At 70.7% G+C, this 17,835-nt stretch carries 15 protein-coding genes; 10 read left to right on the forward strand and 5 right to left on the reverse strand.

Features of this window, described 5'->3' with window-relative positions; translation table 11 throughout:
* Nucleotides 1–106 precede the first annotated feature (106 nt).
* Together V5E28_RS06990 and V5E28_RS06995 are read left to right on the forward strand one after the other, a co-directional pair.
* Nucleotides 107–1,246, forward strand: a complete 1,140-nt coding sequence (locus V5E28_RS06990; protein WP_336205563.1) for an ROK family transcriptional regulator — start codon at nucleotides 107–109, stop codon at nucleotides 1,244–1,246.
* On the forward strand, nucleotides 1,243–1,431 hold the full coding sequence (locus tag V5E28_RS06995) for a hypothetical protein (RefSeq protein WP_336205564.1): 189 nt from the start codon (nucleotides 1,243–1,245) through the stop codon (nucleotides 1,429–1,431). The genes V5E28_RS06990 and V5E28_RS06995 overlap by 4 nt, the downstream gene beginning before the upstream one ends.
* Nucleotides 1,432–1,454: 23 nt before the next feature.
* On the opposite strand, the gene V5E28_RS07000 is transcribed toward V5E28_RS06995, so the two are convergent.
* Nucleotides 1,455–2,435 carry an enolase C-terminal domain-like protein gene (locus V5E28_RS07000; protein WP_336205565.1) on the reverse strand — a complete coding sequence of 327 codons (981 nt, stop codon included), beginning with the start codon at nucleotides 2,433–2,435 and terminating at the stop codon, nucleotides 1,455–1,457.
* A 34-nt stretch (nucleotides 2,436–2,469) separates the two neighbouring features.
* Entirely contained in the window at nucleotides 2,470–3,855 is a 1,386-nt protein-coding gene (locus tag V5E28_RS07005) for an MFS transporter (RefSeq protein WP_336205566.1), read from the reverse strand.
* 210 nt (nucleotides 3,856–4,065) lie between these two features.
* Here V5E28_RS07005 and V5E28_RS07010 point away from each other — a divergent pair, with 210 nt between their 5' ends.
* From V5E28_RS07010 to V5E28_RS07040, 7 genes are all read left to right on the forward strand, one after another.
* A complete protein-coding gene (locus V5E28_RS07010; RefSeq protein WP_336205567.1) occupies nucleotides 4,066–5,541 on the forward strand; it encodes a mannitol dehydrogenase family protein in 1,476 nt (491 codons plus the stop codon).
* Nucleotides 5,542–5,735: 194 nt separating this feature from the next.
* Nucleotides 5,736–7,178, forward strand: coding sequence for a substrate-binding domain-containing protein (locus V5E28_RS07015; RefSeq protein WP_336205568.1), 1,443 nt, complete (start codon nucleotides 5,736–5,738; stop codon nucleotides 7,176–7,178).
* The gene (locus V5E28_RS07020; RefSeq protein ID WP_336205569.1) at nucleotides 7,179–8,111 is read left to right on the forward strand and encodes a carbohydrate ABC transporter permease; all 933 of its coding nucleotides are present in this window, start codon (nucleotides 7,179–7,181) and stop codon (nucleotides 8,109–8,111) included.
* A 149-nt stretch (nucleotides 8,112–8,260) separates the two neighbouring features.
* Nucleotides 8,261–9,061, forward strand: a complete 801-nt coding sequence (locus V5E28_RS07025; protein WP_336205570.1) for a carbohydrate ABC transporter permease — start codon at nucleotides 8,261–8,263, stop codon at nucleotides 9,059–9,061.
* Nucleotides 9,062–9,069: 8 nt separating this feature from the next.
* The gene (locus tag V5E28_RS07030; protein ID WP_336205571.1) at nucleotides 9,070–10,083 is read left to right on the forward strand and encodes an NAD(P)-dependent alcohol dehydrogenase; all 1,014 of its coding nucleotides are present in this window, start codon (nucleotides 9,070–9,072) and stop codon (nucleotides 10,081–10,083) included.
* A gap of 4 nt (nucleotides 10,084–10,087) precedes the next feature.
* Nucleotides 10,088–11,203, forward strand: a complete 1,116-nt coding sequence (locus V5E28_RS07035) for an ABC transporter ATP-binding protein (protein WP_336205572.1) — start codon at nucleotides 10,088–10,090, stop codon at nucleotides 11,201–11,203.
* A gap of 48 nt (nucleotides 11,204–11,251) precedes the next feature.
* Nucleotides 11,252–12,193, forward strand: coding sequence for a carbohydrate kinase family protein (locus V5E28_RS07040; protein ID WP_336205573.1), 942 nt, complete (start codon nucleotides 11,252–11,254; stop codon nucleotides 12,191–12,193).
* On the opposite strand, the gene V5E28_RS07045 is transcribed toward V5E28_RS07040, so the two are convergent.
* Complete coding sequence (locus V5E28_RS07045) at nucleotides 12,190–12,915, reverse strand: TetR/AcrR family transcriptional regulator (protein ID WP_336205574.1); 726 nt, start codon at nucleotides 12,913–12,915, stop codon at nucleotides 12,190–12,192. The genes V5E28_RS07040 and V5E28_RS07045 overlap by 4 nt on opposite strands.
* Before the next feature lie 83 nt (nucleotides 12,916–12,998).
* Between V5E28_RS07045 and V5E28_RS07050 the strand changes: the two genes are divergently transcribed.
* Nucleotides 12,999–14,444 carry an MFS transporter gene (locus tag V5E28_RS07050; protein WP_336205575.1) on the forward strand — a complete coding sequence of 482 codons (1,446 nt, stop codon included), beginning with the start codon at nucleotides 12,999–13,001 and terminating at the stop codon, nucleotides 14,442–14,444.
* A gap of 9 nt (nucleotides 14,445–14,453) precedes the next feature.
* On the opposite strand, the gene V5E28_RS07055 is transcribed toward V5E28_RS07050, so the two are convergent.
* Both V5E28_RS07055 and V5E28_RS07060 read right to left on the reverse strand, forming a co-directional pair.
* On the reverse strand, nucleotides 14,454–15,620 hold the full coding sequence (locus tag V5E28_RS07055) for a VWA domain-containing protein (RefSeq protein ID WP_336205576.1): 1,167 nt from the start codon (nucleotides 15,618–15,620) through the stop codon (nucleotides 14,454–14,456).
* Entirely contained in the window at nucleotides 15,613–17,829 is a 2,217-nt protein-coding gene (locus V5E28_RS07060; protein ID WP_336205577.1) for a DUF5682 family protein, read from the reverse strand. The genes V5E28_RS07055 and V5E28_RS07060 overlap by 8 nt, the downstream gene beginning before the upstream one ends.
* Nucleotides 17,830–17,835 lie beyond the last annotated feature (6 nt).

Below are 17,835 nucleotides of genomic sequence, written 5' to 3' on the forward strand. Positions count from 1 at the left end.
CGGCCTATCTTCGTTCGATATCGAAGACAAAGCGGACCGTAGTGGCTTTTTTCGGAGCAAGTCAAGCCGTTGTCGAACTAAAGCCGCTCATGATATTCATCTGGACATGGACCAGCGGCTGCCCGTGTACGGGGCACAGGGCGACCTGCTGAAGCTCGTCGCCACCGGCGACGCCGCGTCACGCGCGGACCTGGCCCGGTTATCGGGACTGGCCGCCTCCAGCGTCTCGCTGCGCGTCGAGGAACTGATCGAGGCGGGCCTGCTCGCCGAGGAGGGCTCCGGAGCCTCGCGCGGCGGCAGGCGGCCGCGGCGGCTGCGCCTGTCGCCCACCGCAGGGGTGCTGGCCGTCGCCGACCTCGGCGCCCACCACGCCAGGCTCGCCCTGCTCGACCTGAGCGGCGTGCCGCTGGTCGTGGCGGAGCGGCCGTGCGAGATCGCCAAGGGGCCGCAGGTCACGCTCGACTGGCTGATGACCGCCTTCGACGAGCTGCTCGCCGAGCACGTACCGCCCACGGTGCCGCTGCGCGGCGTCGGCACCGGCATCCCCGGCCCGGTGGACCCGGCGACGAGCAAGGTCGTCACCCCCTCGCGCATGCCGGGCTGGAACGACTTCCCCGTCGCCGGCCACCTGGCCACCCGCTACGACCTGCCGATCCTGGTGGAGAACGACGCCAACCTGATGGCCGTCGGCGAGGCCCGCTCCTGGCCGGGCAGCGAGAACCTGATGGTGCTCAAGGCCGGCACCGGCATCGGGTGCGGCGTGATCGTCAACGGCCGCCTGCACAGGGGGCGCGGCGCGGCGGGCGACATCAGCCACGTGCGCGTCCGCTCCGACACGGCCGTGGTCTGCGCCTGCGGCCACACCGACTGCCTGGAGGTGCACGCCAGCGGCGCCGCCCTGGCCGCGGCGCTCGCCGAGGCCGGCATCGACGTCACCCGCACGGCGGACATCGTCGGCCTGGTCAGCGACGCCGTCCCGGAGGCCACCAGCCTGGTGCGCGCCGCGGGCCGCCGCATCGGCGAGGTGCTCACAGCCCTGGTCAACTTCTTCAATCCGGACGTGGTGGCGATCGGCGGCAGCCTGTCGGCCGCCGAGCCCCTCATCACGTCCATCCGCGCCACGGTCTACGAGCGCTGCCTGCCGCTGGCGACCCGCGACCTGGAGATCGCCCCGGCCCGAGCGGGCCGCGACGCCGCGCTGCACGGCGCGGGCGCCTTACTCCTGGACGCCGCCCTGGCCTCGTGACGCCGTGGCCGCTCACGCCGTCGGAGGTCGCCGCCTTCGCCACCGGCGGACTGGCCGCCGAAGAGATCGAGGACTTCCGCGACGGCGAGCGTCACCGCTGCCGCGCCGTCTTCCACCGGCCCGATCCCCGCCCGAGCGTTCACTTGCTCAGCTCGCGCCATCGGCTCAAAGGTAAGGGGGAATGATCACTTACGCGTCACGTGGCCGGTCACGCGCTGAAGTAGTCCTTGGCCAGCCTGCGCACCCGGGTCTCGTCCACCGTGTGCCCCAGGCCCGGCTGGGTGAAGGGGACCGCGATCACGCCCGCGTTGGCCCCGACGATGGGGGTGACGATCTGGTTGTTCCGCGGCGGCTGGGTGACGTCGCACGGCAGGGTGCAACCGGGAAGGCTGCCTATCGCGACCGTGGCCGCCCTGGCCAGCCCGGCGCCCTGGCCGCCCGCGCACTGGATGTCCCAGCCCGCCGCCGCGGCGCGGTCGTGGGCGCGGCGGGCCTCGCTGAGCGACAGGAAGGCCGTGGGGCGCAGCAGCAGGACCTTGGCCGCCCGCAGCGTCAGATAGTCGTCGAGGTCGGCCGTGGCGCGGACCTCGACCGCCACCGAGGCGGTGACCTGGTCCTGGAGGGCGGCGTGGGCGTAGACGTCGGCCACCGGGAACGGCCGCTCGATGACCTGGAGGCCGTAGGAGTCGAGCGCGACGAGCTGGCCGCTGTCGGTGTAGGCGCCCGCGCAGTCGACGGCGAGGGTGAGCGCCGGGTAGGCGGCGCGGACAGCGCGGACCGGCTCGACGTCCCAGCCGGGGCGGACGTCGAGCGTGACATGGTTGTAGCCGGCGCAGACCTGCTGGTTGACCCGCGTCACCAGGCTGTCGATGGAGGCGTCGGGGGTGAGTCGGACCGTGGCCACCAGGGACGTGCGGGTGCCGCCGATCGCGTCGGCGAGCGGCACCCCGCGCATCCTGGTCCACAGGTCCCAGCAGGCCATGTCGACGGCGGAGTCGCCGCTCGGCACGCTGTCGGGATGCTCCCAGTCGACGCCGATGAGCAGCGCTCCCAGCGACTCCTCGAGCCTGCTCCAGGCCTTGGGCTCGGGGCTGACAGTCTCGCCCCAGCCCGTCATGCCACCTTGATCGGTGAGCTTCACCAGAAGGCTCTCCGTGCGTGTGCCGTACGGCAGAACCACTCGGAGCACCTCAAGCTCCCGCACTCGCGGCATGTGCCCCCCTCTATGACGCGGTTGCCTCCAGTGTGCCCGTCTTCGCAGGCTGGGCAAAACGCGGGGCCACGAACGCGGCCACGAGCGCGAGGACGACGGTGAAGGCGAGGCCCACGAGATAGGTCCCTCCGGTGGCGGTGAACAGGGCGCCGGTGACCGCGACGGCGACCACGGTGAACACCGACTCGCCGACTCCGAGTGCCGCGCTGTTCTGGCCTTCCTCGCCCTGCTTGGACATCTCCAGCAACAGGACGGACACCGTGGGGTGGAGCGCGCCGATGCCGAGGCCGGAGATGGCCATGGCCAGGTAGGCGAGCGCGATGGGCACGGAGTCGATCAGCACGAGCGAGATGAGCGCGATGCCGCCGGCGATCATGAGGGCGCCGCCGCGCAGCGCGGTCAGGTTGCTGATCATGCCGCGGCCCTTGATCCAGGAGCCGGTGGACCAGCCGAGCGCGCCGATGGTGAGCACGACGCCCGCGCCGGTCGGCGTGAGCTGGCGCTCGTTGATGAGCATGAGCGGGATCAGCACCTCGGCCGCCATGAGCGATCCGTAGGCGAGGCCGCGCAGCACGGGGGCGGTCGGCAGGCCGCGGGCGGCCCTGAGCGAGCCGCGCGGCAGCAGCCTGGGCAGCGCGACGGCCAGCAGGACGACTCCGGCCGCGAGCACGGGGAGGCCGGCGAGCTGCAGGGCGCTGCCGTACTGGATGAGGGCGGCGGCGACGGCGGTCAGCGTGGCCCAGACGAGCTTGCCGCCGAGGCCGGGGGCGGGCCCGGCGGCGCCGTCCTCGCGGGTCGCCTGCCCGCCGCCACCGCGCCACAGCAGCAGCGAGGCCGGCACGACGATCAACGAGACGCCCAGGAAGATCCAGCGCCAGTCGGTGTTCTCCACGACGAGACCGGCGATCGCCGGGCCCACCATGGACGGCACCACCCAGGCGGCCGAGAACAGGGCGAACACCTTGGGATGCAGCTCCGGCGGATAGACCCTGGCCACGAAGACGTACAGCGCCACCTGGATCAGGCCGCCACCGAGCCCCTGGACGAACCGGCCCGCGACGAACACCTCCATCGTGGGCGCGAAACCGGCGATCAGCAACCCGGCGACGAATCCCGCGACACCGGTCGCGATGGGCGGCATCGGGCCCTTCACATCGCTCCAGCGCCCGCCGAGCACGGTGGCGATCACACTGGCCGCGAGGGTGGCGCTGAAGGCGAGGTTGTAGAGGTGCATGCCGCCGAGGTCGCGCGCCACCACCGGCATGGCCGTGGCCACCGCCATCGCCTCGAAGGCCACCAGCATGACCAGCGCGACCAGCCCCACGCTGAGCGCTCGGTAGCGCGGCGACATCACACTGTCAGGGGCCGGGGCCGGTTTCACATCCGTTGTCGTCATGCCTCGGAAGCTATCGCCGAGCCGCAGGTCAGCACATCGGACGCTGGGCCTAGGCCGTCCGCCCTAGGCCGTCGCCCAGGCATGCGGGTCGCCGATACATGGTCAAGGACCGGGATTATGCCAACAGTTTAAGGACGGGAACCGTCGGCGTTGGCGGTGCTGAGCGTAGAGACGAAAGAGGGAGGGCCACGTCAGAGGAGATAGATCGTAGTGACGCCATTGACGCAGCAGACGGTCGGAACTCTCGCCGGGCGGATGGCGATCCCCGCCTATGACCGGTCGAAGCTCACGGTCGGCATCGTCCACTTCGGGGTGGGCGGATTCCACCGCGCGCACCAGGCGATGTATCTCAACCGGCTGATGAACGAGGGCAAGGCGCACGACTGGGCGATCTGCGGCGTCGGGGTCCTCCCAGGCGATGTGCGGATGCGGGACGCACTGACCGCGCAGGGCGGCCTGTACACGCTCGTGCAGAAGCACGCTGACAGGACATCCGAGGCCCGCGTCATCGGGTCGATCATCGAATACCTCTTCGCGCCCGACGACCCGGAGGCGGTCATCGAGAAGATGTCCGACCCAGCGGTCAGGATCGTGTCGCTCACGATCACCGAAGGCGGCTACAACATCCACCCCGCCACCGGGGAGTTCGACGCGCAGGCCCCCGCGATCCGCGCGGACCTGCGGTCCGGCGCGGTCCCGGCCACGGTGTTCGGGCTCGTCACCGAGGCCCTGCGCCGCCGGCGCGCCCGAAAGCTCAAGCCGTTCACTGTCATGTCGTGCGACAACGTCCCGGGGAACGGAGGCGTCGCCCGCCGTACCCTCACGGCGTTCGCCCGCCTGGTCGACCCCGACCTCGCCGCCTGGATCGAGGACGCCGTCGCGTTCCCCGATTCCATGGTCGATCGCATCACCCCTGTCACCACCGACCACGACCGCCAGACCCTTGCTCTGCTGTCCGGCGTCGAGGACGCCTGGCCCGTGGTCTGCGAGCCGTTCACGCAGTGGGTGCTCCAGGAGCATTTCTCCGCCGGCCGTCCTCCATTCGAGGAGGCCGGGGTGCAGATCGTCGCGGATGTGAAGCCGTACGAGCTGATGAAGCTGCGCCTGCTCAACGCCGACCATCAGGCGCTCTGCTATTTCGGTTACCTCAGCGGGTACCGATACGTCCACGAGTCGGTGACCGACCCCGCGATCGCGAAGTTGCTCGTCGCCTACATGGACATCGAGGCCACGCCGACACTCCCCCCGGTGCCCGGCATCGACCTGGACGCCTACAAGCGGACTCTCATCGAACGATTCTCCAATCCCGAGATAAGGGACACGCTGGCGAGATTGTGTGCCGAGTCATCCGACCGGATCCCCAAATGGCTGCTCCCCGTCGTGCGCGAGCGGCTGGCTCGGGGCGGTGAGGTCACTCGCGCGGCCGCCGTGGTGGCCGCCTGGGCACGCTATGCGGAAGGAGTCGACGAATCCGGTGAGCCGATCGAGATCGTCGACCGGCTGAAGGAGCGGTTGACGGCCGCCGCGAGAAGGCAGCGCGAACATCCCACGGCCTTCATCGAGAACCGGGATCTCTTCGGTGATCTCGCCGACGACAGGCGGTTCGTCGACCCGTATGTGCGCGCGCTCGAATCGCTGCACGCGAAGGGCGCCCGGGCGACGGTGCGACAGCTCGCCGGAGTATGACGTACGCCATTCACGCGTAGATTGCTTTTCAATTCTCCGACACTTTTCGCACACAAAAGCCAAAACAATCTCCGAATTCCCAATAAATAACGCATATAAGTTTACGGCAATGTTTCCACGGTATGGGCTATTTATTGTGACCTTACCCGCGGTGTCGGGAGGTGCAGTGGACAGTGGACGGTCATCCTGCCGAGATGAGCAGGCGCGATGTCCTCCGTGGCGCCCTGGCCGCCGGGGCGTCGGTGACTCTGGCGGGGGGCCTGAGTTCCTGCGGCTCCCGCAGTGACGTGCCGCGAACCGCCGGCGGTGATCCGTGGCGCCAGTTCAGCGGCGCCACCTTGAACTTCATCTCGGAGAACACCGCTCCCACCGCGGCCATCGCCGCGAACATCCGCCCCTTCACCGAGCTGACGGGGATCGATGTCAGCATCGTGACGCTCGAACTGTCCGCGCTGGTCCAGCGGGTCGCCCTGGACCTGGCCTCGGGCCAGGCCCAGTACCAGGTGATCTACGCCGACCCCTACCAGGTCCTCGCGCCGTACCAGAAAGGGCTGGTGGACCTGCGTTCGCTGCAGAACGACCCGAACCTGCCGGACCTGCCCGGCGGCCTCGCTGATTTCATCCCCACCCAGCTGGATGCCGCCGGCCGATTCGTCGATCAGGAGAGGGTCTACACCTTGCCGTACGACGCGCCGACGATGATCTGGCAGTACCGGCGCGACCTGTTCGACAAGTACCGCGACCGGATGGCGACCGATCTCGGGTTCGACCCCACCCCGGGCGGTGACCGGACGTGGGAGGAGTACTTCCGGATCGCCCAGTGGTTCAACAGGAACGCGACGTCGGACGTCCGGTACGGCACCGGGCACCAGGCCCGCCAGCACGACTCCTTGATGAACGACTTCAGCAACGTGCTGTGGTCCTACGGAGGGGACTACTTCGACAACGGCAAGGACGTGGGACGGCTCGGGACGCCGGATCCGGGCCCGTGCCTGCTCGGCTCCGACGCCGCCATCGCGGGCGCGGAGTTCTACGACCGGCTGCTCGGCATCGCCGATCCGGCCTCGACGACGTGGGACTGGGACGGCGTGGGCGCCGCGTTCCGCTCCGGCAGGCTGGCGATGTGCCCCAACTGGCACGAGTTCGCGGCCAGCAACGAGCAGGTGATGCCCGGCAAGGTCGGCTATTCGGCGCTGCCCAAAGGCCCGGCGGGAACGGCCAACATGTACGGGGGCACCGGGATAGCGATCAGTGCGAACACGCTGCCCCACGAGCGCGGTGCGGCCTGGCTGTTCCTCGTGTGGGCCACCTCGCCCGAGACGCAGCTCGCCAACCTCAAGAGCAAGGCCGGCGGTGGCACCCCCACGCGCACCTCCGTGTACGAGCTGCCGGAAGTGCGCGCGGCCGAGCAGCGACCTTCGTCGATGCCCAACATGCTCACGGCCGCCGCAGTGCGCGAGGCCTGGCAGCCCGACCGGATCGGCCTGCGGCCCAAGATCCCGATGTGGAACGAGTGCAACACCGCGGTCTTCACGCAGCTGTCCCGGATGCTCACCGGGGCGGCGTCACCGGAGGAAGCGATGCGTTCGATCACGTCGCGGGTCGATCGAATCGTGGCGCGAGGGTGGGTGGCCTAGATGACGAACGTCGCAGACTCCTCGCCGATGCTCCACCGATCCCGGCCGGAGACCACCGAGCCCAAGGAGCCGCGGATCCGCTTCGAAGGCAAGGTGATGACGCCCGGCCTGATCCTGCTGGCCGCGCTGTCGATCCTGCCCTTCCTCGCCCTGATCGCGATGAGCTTCTCCCGCGTCCGGCTGCTGGGCGGTGTACGGCTCGAGGTGGTGGGCCTCACCAACTGGGTGCGGTCCTTCACCGACGCCGACATGTGGATGTCCTGGCTTCGCACGATCATCTACTTCGTGCTCACCGTCGGGCTGGAGATGGTCATGGGGGTGGGCATCGCACTGTGCTTGTACCGCGTGCTGCGCGGCCGCAACATTCTGCTCAGCCTGCTCCTGCTACCGATGTTCGTCGCGCCCTCGATCGTCGGGCTGCTCGGCCGCTACCTCACCGACTCCACCTTCGGGCTCTACGCGTGGGTGCTGCGCTCCCTCGGCTTCAGCGGCGACGTCCTCGGCGGCACCACCAGCGCCTTCGCCGCCGTCGTGCTGATGGACGTGTGGGAGTGGACCCCGTTGATCGCCCTGATCGCCCTCGCCGGCCTGTCCAGCGTGCCCCAATCGGTGCGGGAGGCGGCCGCCGTCGACGGCGCCTCGGGGTGGATGACGCTGCGGTACATCCTCTTCCCGGCGATCTCCAACGTGCTGCTTGTCGCGCTGCTCATCCGCTCGATGGACGCCATCCGCTACTTCGACATCATCTGGGTCACCACCAACGGCGGCCCCGCGGACGCGACCAAGATCGTCCCCATCCGGTTGTACGAGACAGCCTTCCGCTTCTTCGACTTCGGCTACGCCGCCGCCATCGGCCTGACGATGCTGGCCTTCTCGATCTTCATCGCCCGCGCCTTCGTCCGAATGCTTGACACCAGGGGGCTGACCCGATGAGCACGTCGATGACGCCGCAGCCGGCCACGCCCCACCGGAGGACCGGTCCCGATCAGATCGCGCGGACGGACCGGCGACCGGTCCAGGCCGCTCCCCGAGGGGTGCCTCAGTCCCCGCTCGAGGAGAGCAGCCGGCGCACGCGGTGGGTAGTGGCGATCCTCATCGCCGCGGCCATGCTCTGGACGCTGGTTCCCCTGCTATGGATGCTGCTCTCGTCGTTCAAGAACCGCGCGGACGTGACCGCGGCCACACCGCAGGTCCTGTTCACGCCGGTCCTGGACAACTATCGCAGCCTGTTCACCGGCTCCAACAACCTGTGGCCCTACATCTGGCACAGCGTGCTCGCCGCCGGGATCTCCGCGGTGCTCGCCGTGTGCTTGGGAGCGCTCGCCGGCTACGGTCTGGCGCGGACCCAGATGCGCGGGAAGAAGCATCTGGCCTTCTGGATCATCTCGACCCGCATGGCGCCCATCGCGGCGATCGTGGTCCCGCTGTTCCTCATCTTCCGCGGGCTCGGCCTGATCGACTCGATCCCCGGGCTGGTGCTGGCCTACCTGAGTTTCAACCTGCCGTTCGCCATCTGGCTGATGAGCGCGTTCTTCGCCGAGGTGCCGCCGTCTCTGGAAGAGTCCGCGCTCGTCGCCGGCTGCACCCGCTGGCAGGCCTTCCGCATCGTCATCCTCCCGCTCACGAAATCAGGACTGGTCACCACCTTCGTGCTGTGCCTCGTCTTCGCCTGGAACGACTATGCCTTCGCCGTGGTCTTCTCCGGGCCGAACTCCCAGACGCTGCCCATCGCCGCCTCCCAGCTGGTCACCCAGACGGGCATCGACTGGGGCCAGCTCACCGCCATCGGCACGATCGTGGTCGTGCCGATGATGCTCGCCGGGCTCGCGGTGCGCCGCTGGCTCGTCACCGGACTCACCCTGGGCGCCGTCACCGGAGAGTAGGAGGCACCATGCGCGCTGCCGTACTGCACGGCGTGGGAAAGATCACGCTGGAGGAGCGGCCTCGGCCCGAGCCCGGCCCCAGAGACGTGCTCGTGCAGGTCGCGTCGGTCGGGACATGCGGTTCCGACGTGCATTACTACGAGCACGGGCGGATCGGCGACTTCGTGGTGGAGTCCCCGCTGGTGCTCGGTCACGAGCCGTCCGGAACCGTGGTCGGCACCGGAGCCAGGGCCCACCGTCACCGCCTGGGGCAGCGCGTCTCCCTGGAGCCGGGGATACCGGACTTCACCTGCTGGCAGTGCCGGGCCGGGCGGTACAACCTCTGCCCGCGGATGCGGTTCTTCGGCACCCCTCCGGTCGACGGCGCCTTCTGCGAGTACGTCGTCGTCCACGAGGAGTTCGCCTACCCCGTACCCGATGATCTGTCCGATGACGCCGCCGCCCTGATCGAGCCGCTCTCGGTGGGCATGTGGGCCTGCGGGAAGGCGCGGGTCGGGCCGGGCACCCGCGTGCTCGTCACCGGCGCGGGCCCTGTCGGGCTGCTCTGCCTGCAGGCCGCGCAGGCCTTCGGCGCCACCGACATCATGGTCACCGACGTCAATCCCGTCCGGCTCGGGCTGGCCCGCGACCTGGGTGCGACCGCGACCCTCGACGCGCGCGAGAACGACCTGCTCGATGCCGCGTTCGACCCCGATGTGCTGCTGGAATGCTCGGGTCATCCGGCCGCCGCCGGAGCGGCCATCCGTGCGGTGGGCCGGGCCGGGCGGATCGTGCTCATCGGCATGGGAGGGGACGAGATCCCGCTGCCGCTGGCCCACGTACAGGCCCACGAACTCGAGGTGACGGGCACGTTCCGCTACGCCAACACCTGGCCGCAAGCCATCGTGCTGGCCGCGTCGGGACGCGTCCAGCTGGATGCCCTGGTCACAGGGCACTACGGCCTGGCCGAGGTCGAGCAGGCTCTCACGGCCGGCACCCACGATCCCGCACTGGTCAAGGCAGTCGTACGGCCACAGGAGTGATGGCATGTCCGGAGTTCTTTACGATGAGGCGACCCGCATCTACCCCGGATCGACTCAACCCGCGGTGGACGCCCTGGACCTCGCCATCGCCGACGGCGAGTTCCTGGTCCTCGTCGGCCCGTCCGGCTGCGGGAAGTCCACCTCCCTGCGCATGCTCGCCGGGCTGGAGAGGGTCGACGGCGGACGCATCTCCATCGGCGACCGCGACGTCACCCACCTGCCGCCGCGCGACCGGGACATCGCGATGGTGTTCCAGAACTACGCCCTCTACCCGCACATGTCGGTAGCCGACAACATGGGCTTCGCACTGCGGGTGATGAAGGTGTCCAAGGAGGAGCGCGAGCGCCGGGTCCGGGAAGCCGCCCGTCTGCTGGACCTCGAGGAGTTCCTCGACCGGAAGCCCAAGGCGCTCTCGGGCGGGCAGCGGCAACGCGTGGCCATGGGCCGGGCGATCGTGCGCGAACCGCAGGTGTTCCTCATGGACGAGCCGCTGTCCAACCTGGACGCCAAGCTGCGCGTGCAGACCCGCACGCAGATCGCCGCCCTGCAGCATCGGCTCGGAGTGACGACGGTCTACGTGACCCACGACCAGGTCGAGGCCATGACGATGGGCGACAGGGTCGCCGTCCTCAAGGACGGGATTCTGCAGCAGGTCGATACGCCTCTGGGCCTTTATCAGCATCCGGCCAACGTCTTCGTCGCCGGCTTCATCGGCTCCCCGTCGATGAATCTGGGCGAATACCGCGTAGAAGGCGAAGAGGTGGTCTTCGGCGGAGCGCGGGTGCGGTTGACCCGCGAGACGCTCAAAGCGCTCGCGGAGGAGCGCGGCGACCGGGTCATTTTCGGCTTCCGGCCCGAGGACGTCGACGTGGTCGGCGACGACGACAAGGACGACGCGACCTTCCTGGTCACCGCGACCGTCGTCGAAGAACTCGGCTCGGACGCCTTCCTCTATGGCCAGTACGCCGACACGAGCGATCCGGCGCTCCTCGCGCAGACCGTCATCGCCCGGGTCGATCCCAACGCGCCGCCGGCCAAGGGCGACCGGGTCCGACTGCGGATCGTGCCGGGCAAGGGACGGCTCTTCTCCACGATCACGGGCCGGCGGCTGCCCGCCTGACCGCCGGCCTCTGGGTATCGGCGAACTCGACGGGCGAGGAGGCCGTACATGATCGTGGTCTGCGGAGAGGCGCTGGTCGACCTGGTTCCCCTGCAGGATCGGGGGACATACGCCGCCCGGCCGGGAGGCAGCCCCGCCAACGTCTCCGTTGGTCTCGGCCGGCTCGGCATCGGCGTCACGCTGCTCAGCCGGATCGCCGACGACGGTTTCGGCCGGCTCCTGCGAGCGCACCTGACGGACTCGCGCGTCGACCTGAGCATCGCCGTGTCCGCCCGCGAGCCGACCACCCTGGCCGTCGTCACACTCGACCCGGCGGGCGGCGCCGAATACGTCTTCTACGTGGAAGGCAGTGCCGACGGCGCCTGGCAGCCCGCCGAGCTGCCGGGGGCACTGCCCGACAGTGCCGTCTCCCTGCATGTCAGCGGGTCACTCGCGCTCGCCATCCCGGCCATGGGCGACACTCTCGAACTGCTGCTCCGGCGGGAACGGCCTCGGCGCACTCTTACCTTCGACCCGAACCTCAGACCACAGCTGGCTCGCGATCCCGTCCGCCTGCGCACGCGGCTGGACCAGTGGATCGCCCAGATGGACGTGGTCAAGATCAGCTCCGACGATCTCGCCTGGCTCGTCCCCGGCGAGCCGATCGAGGCCGTCGCGGCCCATTGGCACAGCCGCGGACCCGTTCTCGTCGTCGTGACTCGCGGAGCGGAAGGCGTCCATGCGATCGGGCCCGCCGGACCAGTCGATCTGCCCGGGAGTCAGGTGAGGGTCGCCGACACCGTCGGCGCCGGAGACGCGTTCATGTCCGGCCTGCTCGCCGCTCTCGACCGGGCAGGCAGGCTGCCCCGGGACCGGCTGGCCGCCATCCCCGCCGCCACGCTGACCTCGGCGCTCGCCTACGCCCAGCAGGTCGCCGCCATCACGTGCACGCGCACGGGTTCCGACCCGCCCTGGCAGGGCGAACTGAACTCCGAGGACGAGCGGCGCTAGGACATCTGGGCGGCCAGCCCGGCGAGGAGCAGATCCAGTCCGTACGTGAACCGCTCCTCACCGCCGTCGGCGATCAGCGCGTCCACGTTCGCGGTGATGTGCGGGAAGCGGTCGCGCGGCAGGGACCGGAAGTACTCGCTGACACGGCCGACGAACAGCGGAAAGTAGTCCTTCGGGTCGGTCAGCCCGGCGGCGCGCATCTTGACGTAGTGCAGCGAGCCTTCGTAGGCGTCGGCGCTGATGTACAGCGTGAGGCGGTCCAGCGCGAGCGAGGCCTGCCTGGGCGTCATGCCGGCCTCGATGAGCAGCCCGAGGACGAATTCGGCGAGGCGCACGGCGTTGGGGCCGGTGGGGATGCCGGCCAGCGCCGCCCGGGCCACGTCGGCATGGCTGTTCAGCACGCGGTGCATCTCCGCCGCGTACGCGCGTAGCTGGTCCTGCCACTGCGCGGGGTCGGGCTCCGGCAGCCGGACCTCGCCGAGCACCTGGTCGTAGATGAGCTCCAGCAGCTCGTCCTTGTTGGCGACGTGCGCGTACAGCGAGGCCGGTCCGGTGCCGAGCTCCTGGGCCACCCGACGCATGCTCAGCCCGTCGAGTCCCTCCGCGTCCAGGACGCGCAGGCCTGTTTCGACGATGAGGTCCTGGTTGAGCTGCCGCCTGATCTGCGCCGGTTTGCGGGCCTTGCGCCACGGCGGTGGCGGCACCTCGGTACTGCTTCCCATACGAACAGCGTACTTGACACGAACGCTGTTCGCGTTTAGAACAGTGTTCGTACACGAACACTGTTCGCTAAAGGAGTTCCCCCATGTCTGTCAGCGCCACCATGGCGGCCAACGAGGTCCAGCCCTACCGCTGGCGCTGGATCGCCCTGGCCGTGATCCTCGCCGCCGAGGCGATGGACCTGCTCGACGCGCTGGTCACCACGATCGCCGCCCCGACCATCCGCCAGGAGCTGGGCGGCAGCGCCGGCCTGGTGCAGTGGCTGGGCGCCGGCTACACCCTCGCCATGGCCGTCGGTCTGATCACCGGCGGTCGACTCGGCGACCTGTACGGCCGGCGGCGGATGTTCGTCGCCGGCGCGATCGGCTTCACCGCGACGTCACTGGTGTGCGGACTGGCCATGAGCCCCGAGATGCTCATCGGCGGGCGGGTCCTGCAAGGCCTGTGCGGCGCCGTGATGATCCCGCAGGGACTCGGCCTGATCAAGGAGATGTTCCCGCCGCGGGAGATCGGCAAGGCGTTCGGCATGTTCGGGCCCGTCATGACGATCGCGTCCGTCGGCGGGCCGATCCTGGCGGGCGGGCTGATCGACGCCGACCTGTTCGGCGCCGGCTGGCGCATGATCTTCCTGATCAACGTGCCCGTCGGCCTCGCCGCGGCCGTCGCCGGGATGCGCTTCCTGCCCGAGCACAGGCTCTCCGACGCCACCCGCCTCGACCTGGTCGGCGTGCTGCTGGTCTCAGTGGCCGGTTTCCTGCTGATCTACCCCCTCATCCAGGGCCAGGAACTGGGCTGGCCTGCCTGGACGTACGCCTCGACGGCGGCCTCCATCGTGATGTTCGCGGTGTTCGGCGCCTACGAGTCCCGCCGGGCCCGCGCCGGCAAGGACCCGCTGATCACCCCGGGCCTGTTCCGCAAGCGGGCGTTCACCGGCGGGCTCGTGGCCGGGCTGGCGTTCTTCTCCGGGCTGATGGGCGTGAGCCTCGTCTTCACCCTCTACACCCAGGTCGGGCTCGGGTTCAGCCCGCTCAAGGCCGGCCTCACCAGCCTGCCGCAGGCGCTCGGCGCGGTCGCCGGCTTCGGCCTGGCCATGTCGGGCCTGCAGGAACGACTCGGCCGCGGCCTGCTGCAGATCGGCGTCGTCGTCATGGCCGGTGGCGCCGCCGTCCTCGGCGTGACCGTCCACCTGACCGGGCCCGACGTCAGTCCATGGCAGCTCGCACCTGGCCTGGCCCTGGTCGGCATCGGGATGGGCCTGACGATGGCGCCCTTCTTCGACATCGTGCTCGCCGGGGTCGAGCCGCACGAGTCCGGCTCCGCCTCAGGCACCCTGACCGCCGTCCAGCAGCTCGGCGGCGTGCTCGGCACCGCCATGCTCGGAACGCTGTTCTTCGACCTGCTCAAGAGGCAGTGGAGCTTCGGCGGCGCGATGGAGGCCACCATGGCGGTCGAGATCGGGCTGCTGCTCGTCACCCTGGCCCTGTCCTTCCTGCTCCCCCGCAGGGCACGGCCCGACCAGACCGCTCACTGACACTGACGCTCAGGAGCCTGCGCCGAGGTGGCGCTCGGCCCACCGCGCGATGTCGCGGCGCTCGATCGCCGCGGCCATCAGGTCGGGGAAGACGTCGGGCGTGCACGCGAAGGCGGGCACGCCCATAGCGGCCAGCGCCGCCGCGTTCTCGTGGTCGTAGAACGGCGCCCCCTCGTCCGACAGCGCAAGCAGCACGATCACCTGCACTCCCGCCTGGGTCATCGCGGCGACCCTGCGCAGCATCTCCTGCCTGACCCCGCCCTCGTAGAGGTCGCTGATCAGCACGAAGACGGAATCGGCCGGCCTGGTGATGAGCCCCTGGCTGTAGGCGATGGCCCGGTTGATGTCGGTGCCGCCGCCGAGCTGGGTGCCGAAGAGGAGCTCGACCGGGTCGTGCAGCTGGTCGGTCAGATCCACCACCGCGGTGTCGAACACCACCAGCGACGTCTTCAGCGACCGCATCGAGGCCAGCACCGCCCCGAACACGCTCGAATAGACGACCGAGGCCGCCATCGAGCCGCTCTGGTCCACGCAGAGCACCACTTCCCGCTGGACCGCCCGCTGCCTGCGTGCGTAGCCGACGAGCCGCGACGGGACCACGGTGTTCTTCTCCGGCAGGTAGTTCTTCAGGTTCGCCCTGATCGTCCGGTCCCAGTCGATGTCCGCCGCCCGCTTGGGCCGATGCGTCCTGGCGGTGCGGTCGAGCGCCCCGGTGACCGCCGCCCGGGTCTTCTGGGAGAGCCTGCGCTCGATCTCGGCCACCACCTTGCGCACCACCGCCCTGGCCGACTCGCGCGCCTGGTCGGGCATGACCCGGTTGAGCGCGAGCAGGGTGCCGACCAGGTGCACGTCCGGCTCCACGGCCTCGAGCATCTCCGGCTCCAGCAGCAGCCTGGTCAGGTTCAGCCGTTCGATGGCGTCCTTCTGCATGACCTGGACGACCGTGGACGGGAAGTACGACCTGATGTCGCCCAGCCACCGCGCCACGCGGGGCGCGGACGCGCCGAGCCCGCCGCTCCTGCCGCCCTGCGCGGCCCCCTGCTCGCCGTAGACGGCGGCCAGCGCGCCGTCCATCGCCGCGTCGCCGCCCTTCAGCCCGCAGCCGGTGCCGTCGGCCTCGCCGCCGCCCAGCACCAGCCGCCACCTGCGCAGCCGCTCGTCCACCGGCTCATCCATGGTCTCTCCCCAAGATCGTCAGAACCGTCTTCGCGGCGGCGGCCGCCCGCCGCTCGTCCAGGTCCGCCTCGGCCGCCTCCTGGTGCCGCCCGGCGGACCGCACTCGCTCGCCGACGGCCCTTCGCTCCGGTGCCGCGAAACCCCCGAACGTGCGCCTGAGCAGGGGCAGCACCTCGATGAACTGCTCTCCGCCCAGCCCGGTCAGCCACTCGTCCACCAGGCCGAGCAGCCGGGGATCGTGCACCAGCAGGAGCCCGCCTCCCGCCAGGAACCCCTCCACCCACGCGGCGGCCCTGGCCGGAGTCTGGCCGCGGGACATCGCCCTGGACATCCGGTCACCGGCGTCGTCGAGGTCCCCCGCGTCCAGCAGGATCCGCGTCAGCCGTCCCTCGATGAGCCCGTGCAGGTCCTGCCGGTCGCAGATGCCGCGCAGCGTGACGAGCCACCGGCTGCGCGGCGTGGGCGTCTCCGGCCGGTCGCCGTCCTCCTCCAGCAGGGCGACGGCGGCGTGCACGGCGTCGACGTGGCCGAGCAGGTCGGTAGCCGCGCCGTCGTCGAGGCCGGTGACCGACACCGGCAGGCCCACGCAGATCCGGTCCACCATCGAGTGCACGATGACCGCCAGCCCTTCGGCCGAGGTGCCGCGCACGTCCCCGTAGCGGTGCGCGCGGACCATCGCGGGCAGCGCCGCCATCAGGTGCGTGACGTCGGTGTCGAGCGCGGCCCGGGCCGACAGGGCGGCCAGCACTTCGGGCAGCGCCTCGGGCAGGTCGGCCAGCAGGCACCGCTCGACCAGCCCGGTCAGCTCGGCCAGTGACGTCGGGTCCGCTCCCCCGATCGGCGTCACCGCGCCGGAGGCCACGTCACGGGCGTGCTGGGCGGCGGCGGCCGCCACCGTCGTGCCGAGGGCGGCCCGCTCGATGAGCTCCAGGTCGAACTCCGGCTGCCACCGCAGCGTCCACGTCTCCCTGAACGTGCCCTTGCCGCGCGACGCCCCCGGCACGCCCCACCTCACGCCGAGCAGCCGCAGCCGGTGCAGCAGGTGGCTGCGGCTGAGGTCGAGCGGCTTGCGCAGGTCCAGGTCGAGCTCCCGGTCGAGCGCATCGGGCCGGAGCCGGACCTTGCGCTGCTGGTCGCGCAGATCCCGCTGCAGCGGCACCATGGGCGTGCCGTCGGTGACCTGCCCGAGCCGGTCGCCGACCACCAGCCGGCGCTGGATCAGCTCGACCGCCAGGTCGTCGCCCTCGCACAGGACGGCGCGGGCCGCCTCGGTCACCTCGCTCAGCCCCGCCAGCGGCCGCCCGCGCAGCCCGGCCAGGCTGTGCGCCAGCCGCACCGACTCGATCACGTGCGCCGGCGACACGGCCAGCCCCTCGTCGCGCAGCGCGGCCGCCGCCCCGGCCAGCCAGCGCTCCACCGGCCGGTCCGGCACCGCGAACAGGTGGTCGTACCAGCCGGGCGAGGTGATCCCCGCGCCGTAGCCGCTCCACCACGCGAGCCGCCCGTACGTCCACGGCACCCAGGTCAGCTCCGCCTTCACCTTGGGCAGGCCGCGCAGGATCGCGTTGTCGTCCTTCGCCGCCGGCAGGGGGCCGGTCAGCGCGGGCACGTGCCAGGCGCCGCAGACGACCGCGATCCGCTCGAAGCCCTCCTTGACGGCCGCCCGCAGCGTCCTGCGCATGTACGCCTCGCGCCTGGCCTCCCGCTCGTCCGGCTGGTAGCCCTCCCGGACGGCGGCCATGGCTTCGGCGATCACCTCGAACGGGGTGTCGCCCCGGTGCTCGACGACGTCCTCCCACCAGCGTTCGGGATCGTCGTAGCCGGCCGCGCGGGCGAGCGCCCCGATCGGGTCGACGCGCAGCTCACCCGGCTCCACGGCCTCGGGCGCGGATGCGGGCTCGGCCAGGCTGTGGGCCGCCGGCAGGTCGCAGAACCGCACCGGGATCCCGGCCGCGACCCCGTACAGGATGGCCTGCCATTCCGGCGAGAAGCCGGCGAACGGCCAGAAGGCGGCGCGGGCGGGCGTGCCGGGGACGTGGGCCAGCAGCGCGACCGGCGGCTCCAGCTCGGGAGCGAGCCGGACGAGCGCGTCCGCCTCAGGCGGGCCCTCGATGAGGATCGCGTCGGGGCGCAGGCGCGCCAGCTCGTCCCGTACGGCACGGGCCGAGCCGGGGCCGTGGTGGCGCACGCCGAGTATCGAGACGCTCATCGGCGT

Origin of the sequence: Nonomuraea sp. LPB2021202275-12-8 (genome assembly GCF_037044575.1) — a bacterium.
GTDB lineage: Bacteria > Actinomycetota > Actinomycetes > Streptosporangiales > Streptosporangiaceae > Nonomuraea.

Bases quoted from the DNA above. Each gene is read 5' to 3' on its own strand.
- V5E28_RS07030 (WP_336205571.1), top strand. From the start codon at position 9,070: ATGCGCGCTGCCGTACTGCACGGCGTGGGAAAGATCACGCTGGAGGAG.
- V5E28_RS07015 (WP_336205568.1), top strand. From the start codon at position 5,736: ATGAGCAGGCGCGATGTCCTCCGTGGCGCCCTGGCCGCCGGGGCGTCG.
- V5E28_RS07060 (WP_336205577.1), bottom strand. From the start codon at position 17,829: ATGAGCGTCTCGATACTCGGCGTGCGCCACCACGGCCCCGGCTCGGCC.
- V5E28_RS07045 (WP_336205574.1), bottom strand. From the start codon at position 12,915: ATGGGAAGCAGTACCGAGGTGCCGCCACCGCCGTGGCGCAAGGCCCGC.
- V5E28_RS07050 (WP_336205575.1), top strand. From the start codon at position 12,999: ATGTCTGTCAGCGCCACCATGGCGGCCAACGAGGTCCAGCCCTACCGC.
- V5E28_RS06990 (WP_336205563.1), top strand. From the start codon at position 107: ATGGACCAGCGGCTGCCCGTGTACGGGGCACAGGGCGACCTGCTGAAG.
- V5E28_RS07055 (WP_336205576.1), bottom strand. From the start codon at position 15,620: ATGGATGAGCCGGTGGACGAGCGGCTGCGCAGGTGGCGGCTGGTGCTG.
- V5E28_RS07020 (WP_336205569.1), top strand. From the start codon at position 7,179: ATGACGAACGTCGCAGACTCCTCGCCGATGCTCCACCGATCCCGGCCG.
- V5E28_RS07035 (WP_336205572.1), top strand. From the start codon at position 10,088: ATGTCCGGAGTTCTTTACGATGAGGCGACCCGCATCTACCCCGGATCG.
- V5E28_RS07040 (WP_336205573.1), top strand. From the start codon at position 11,252: ATGATCGTGGTCTGCGGAGAGGCGCTGGTCGACCTGGTTCCCCTGCAG.
- V5E28_RS07005 (WP_336205566.1), bottom strand. From the start codon at position 3,855: ATGACGACAACGGATGTGAAACCGGCCCCGGCCCCTGACAGTGTGATG.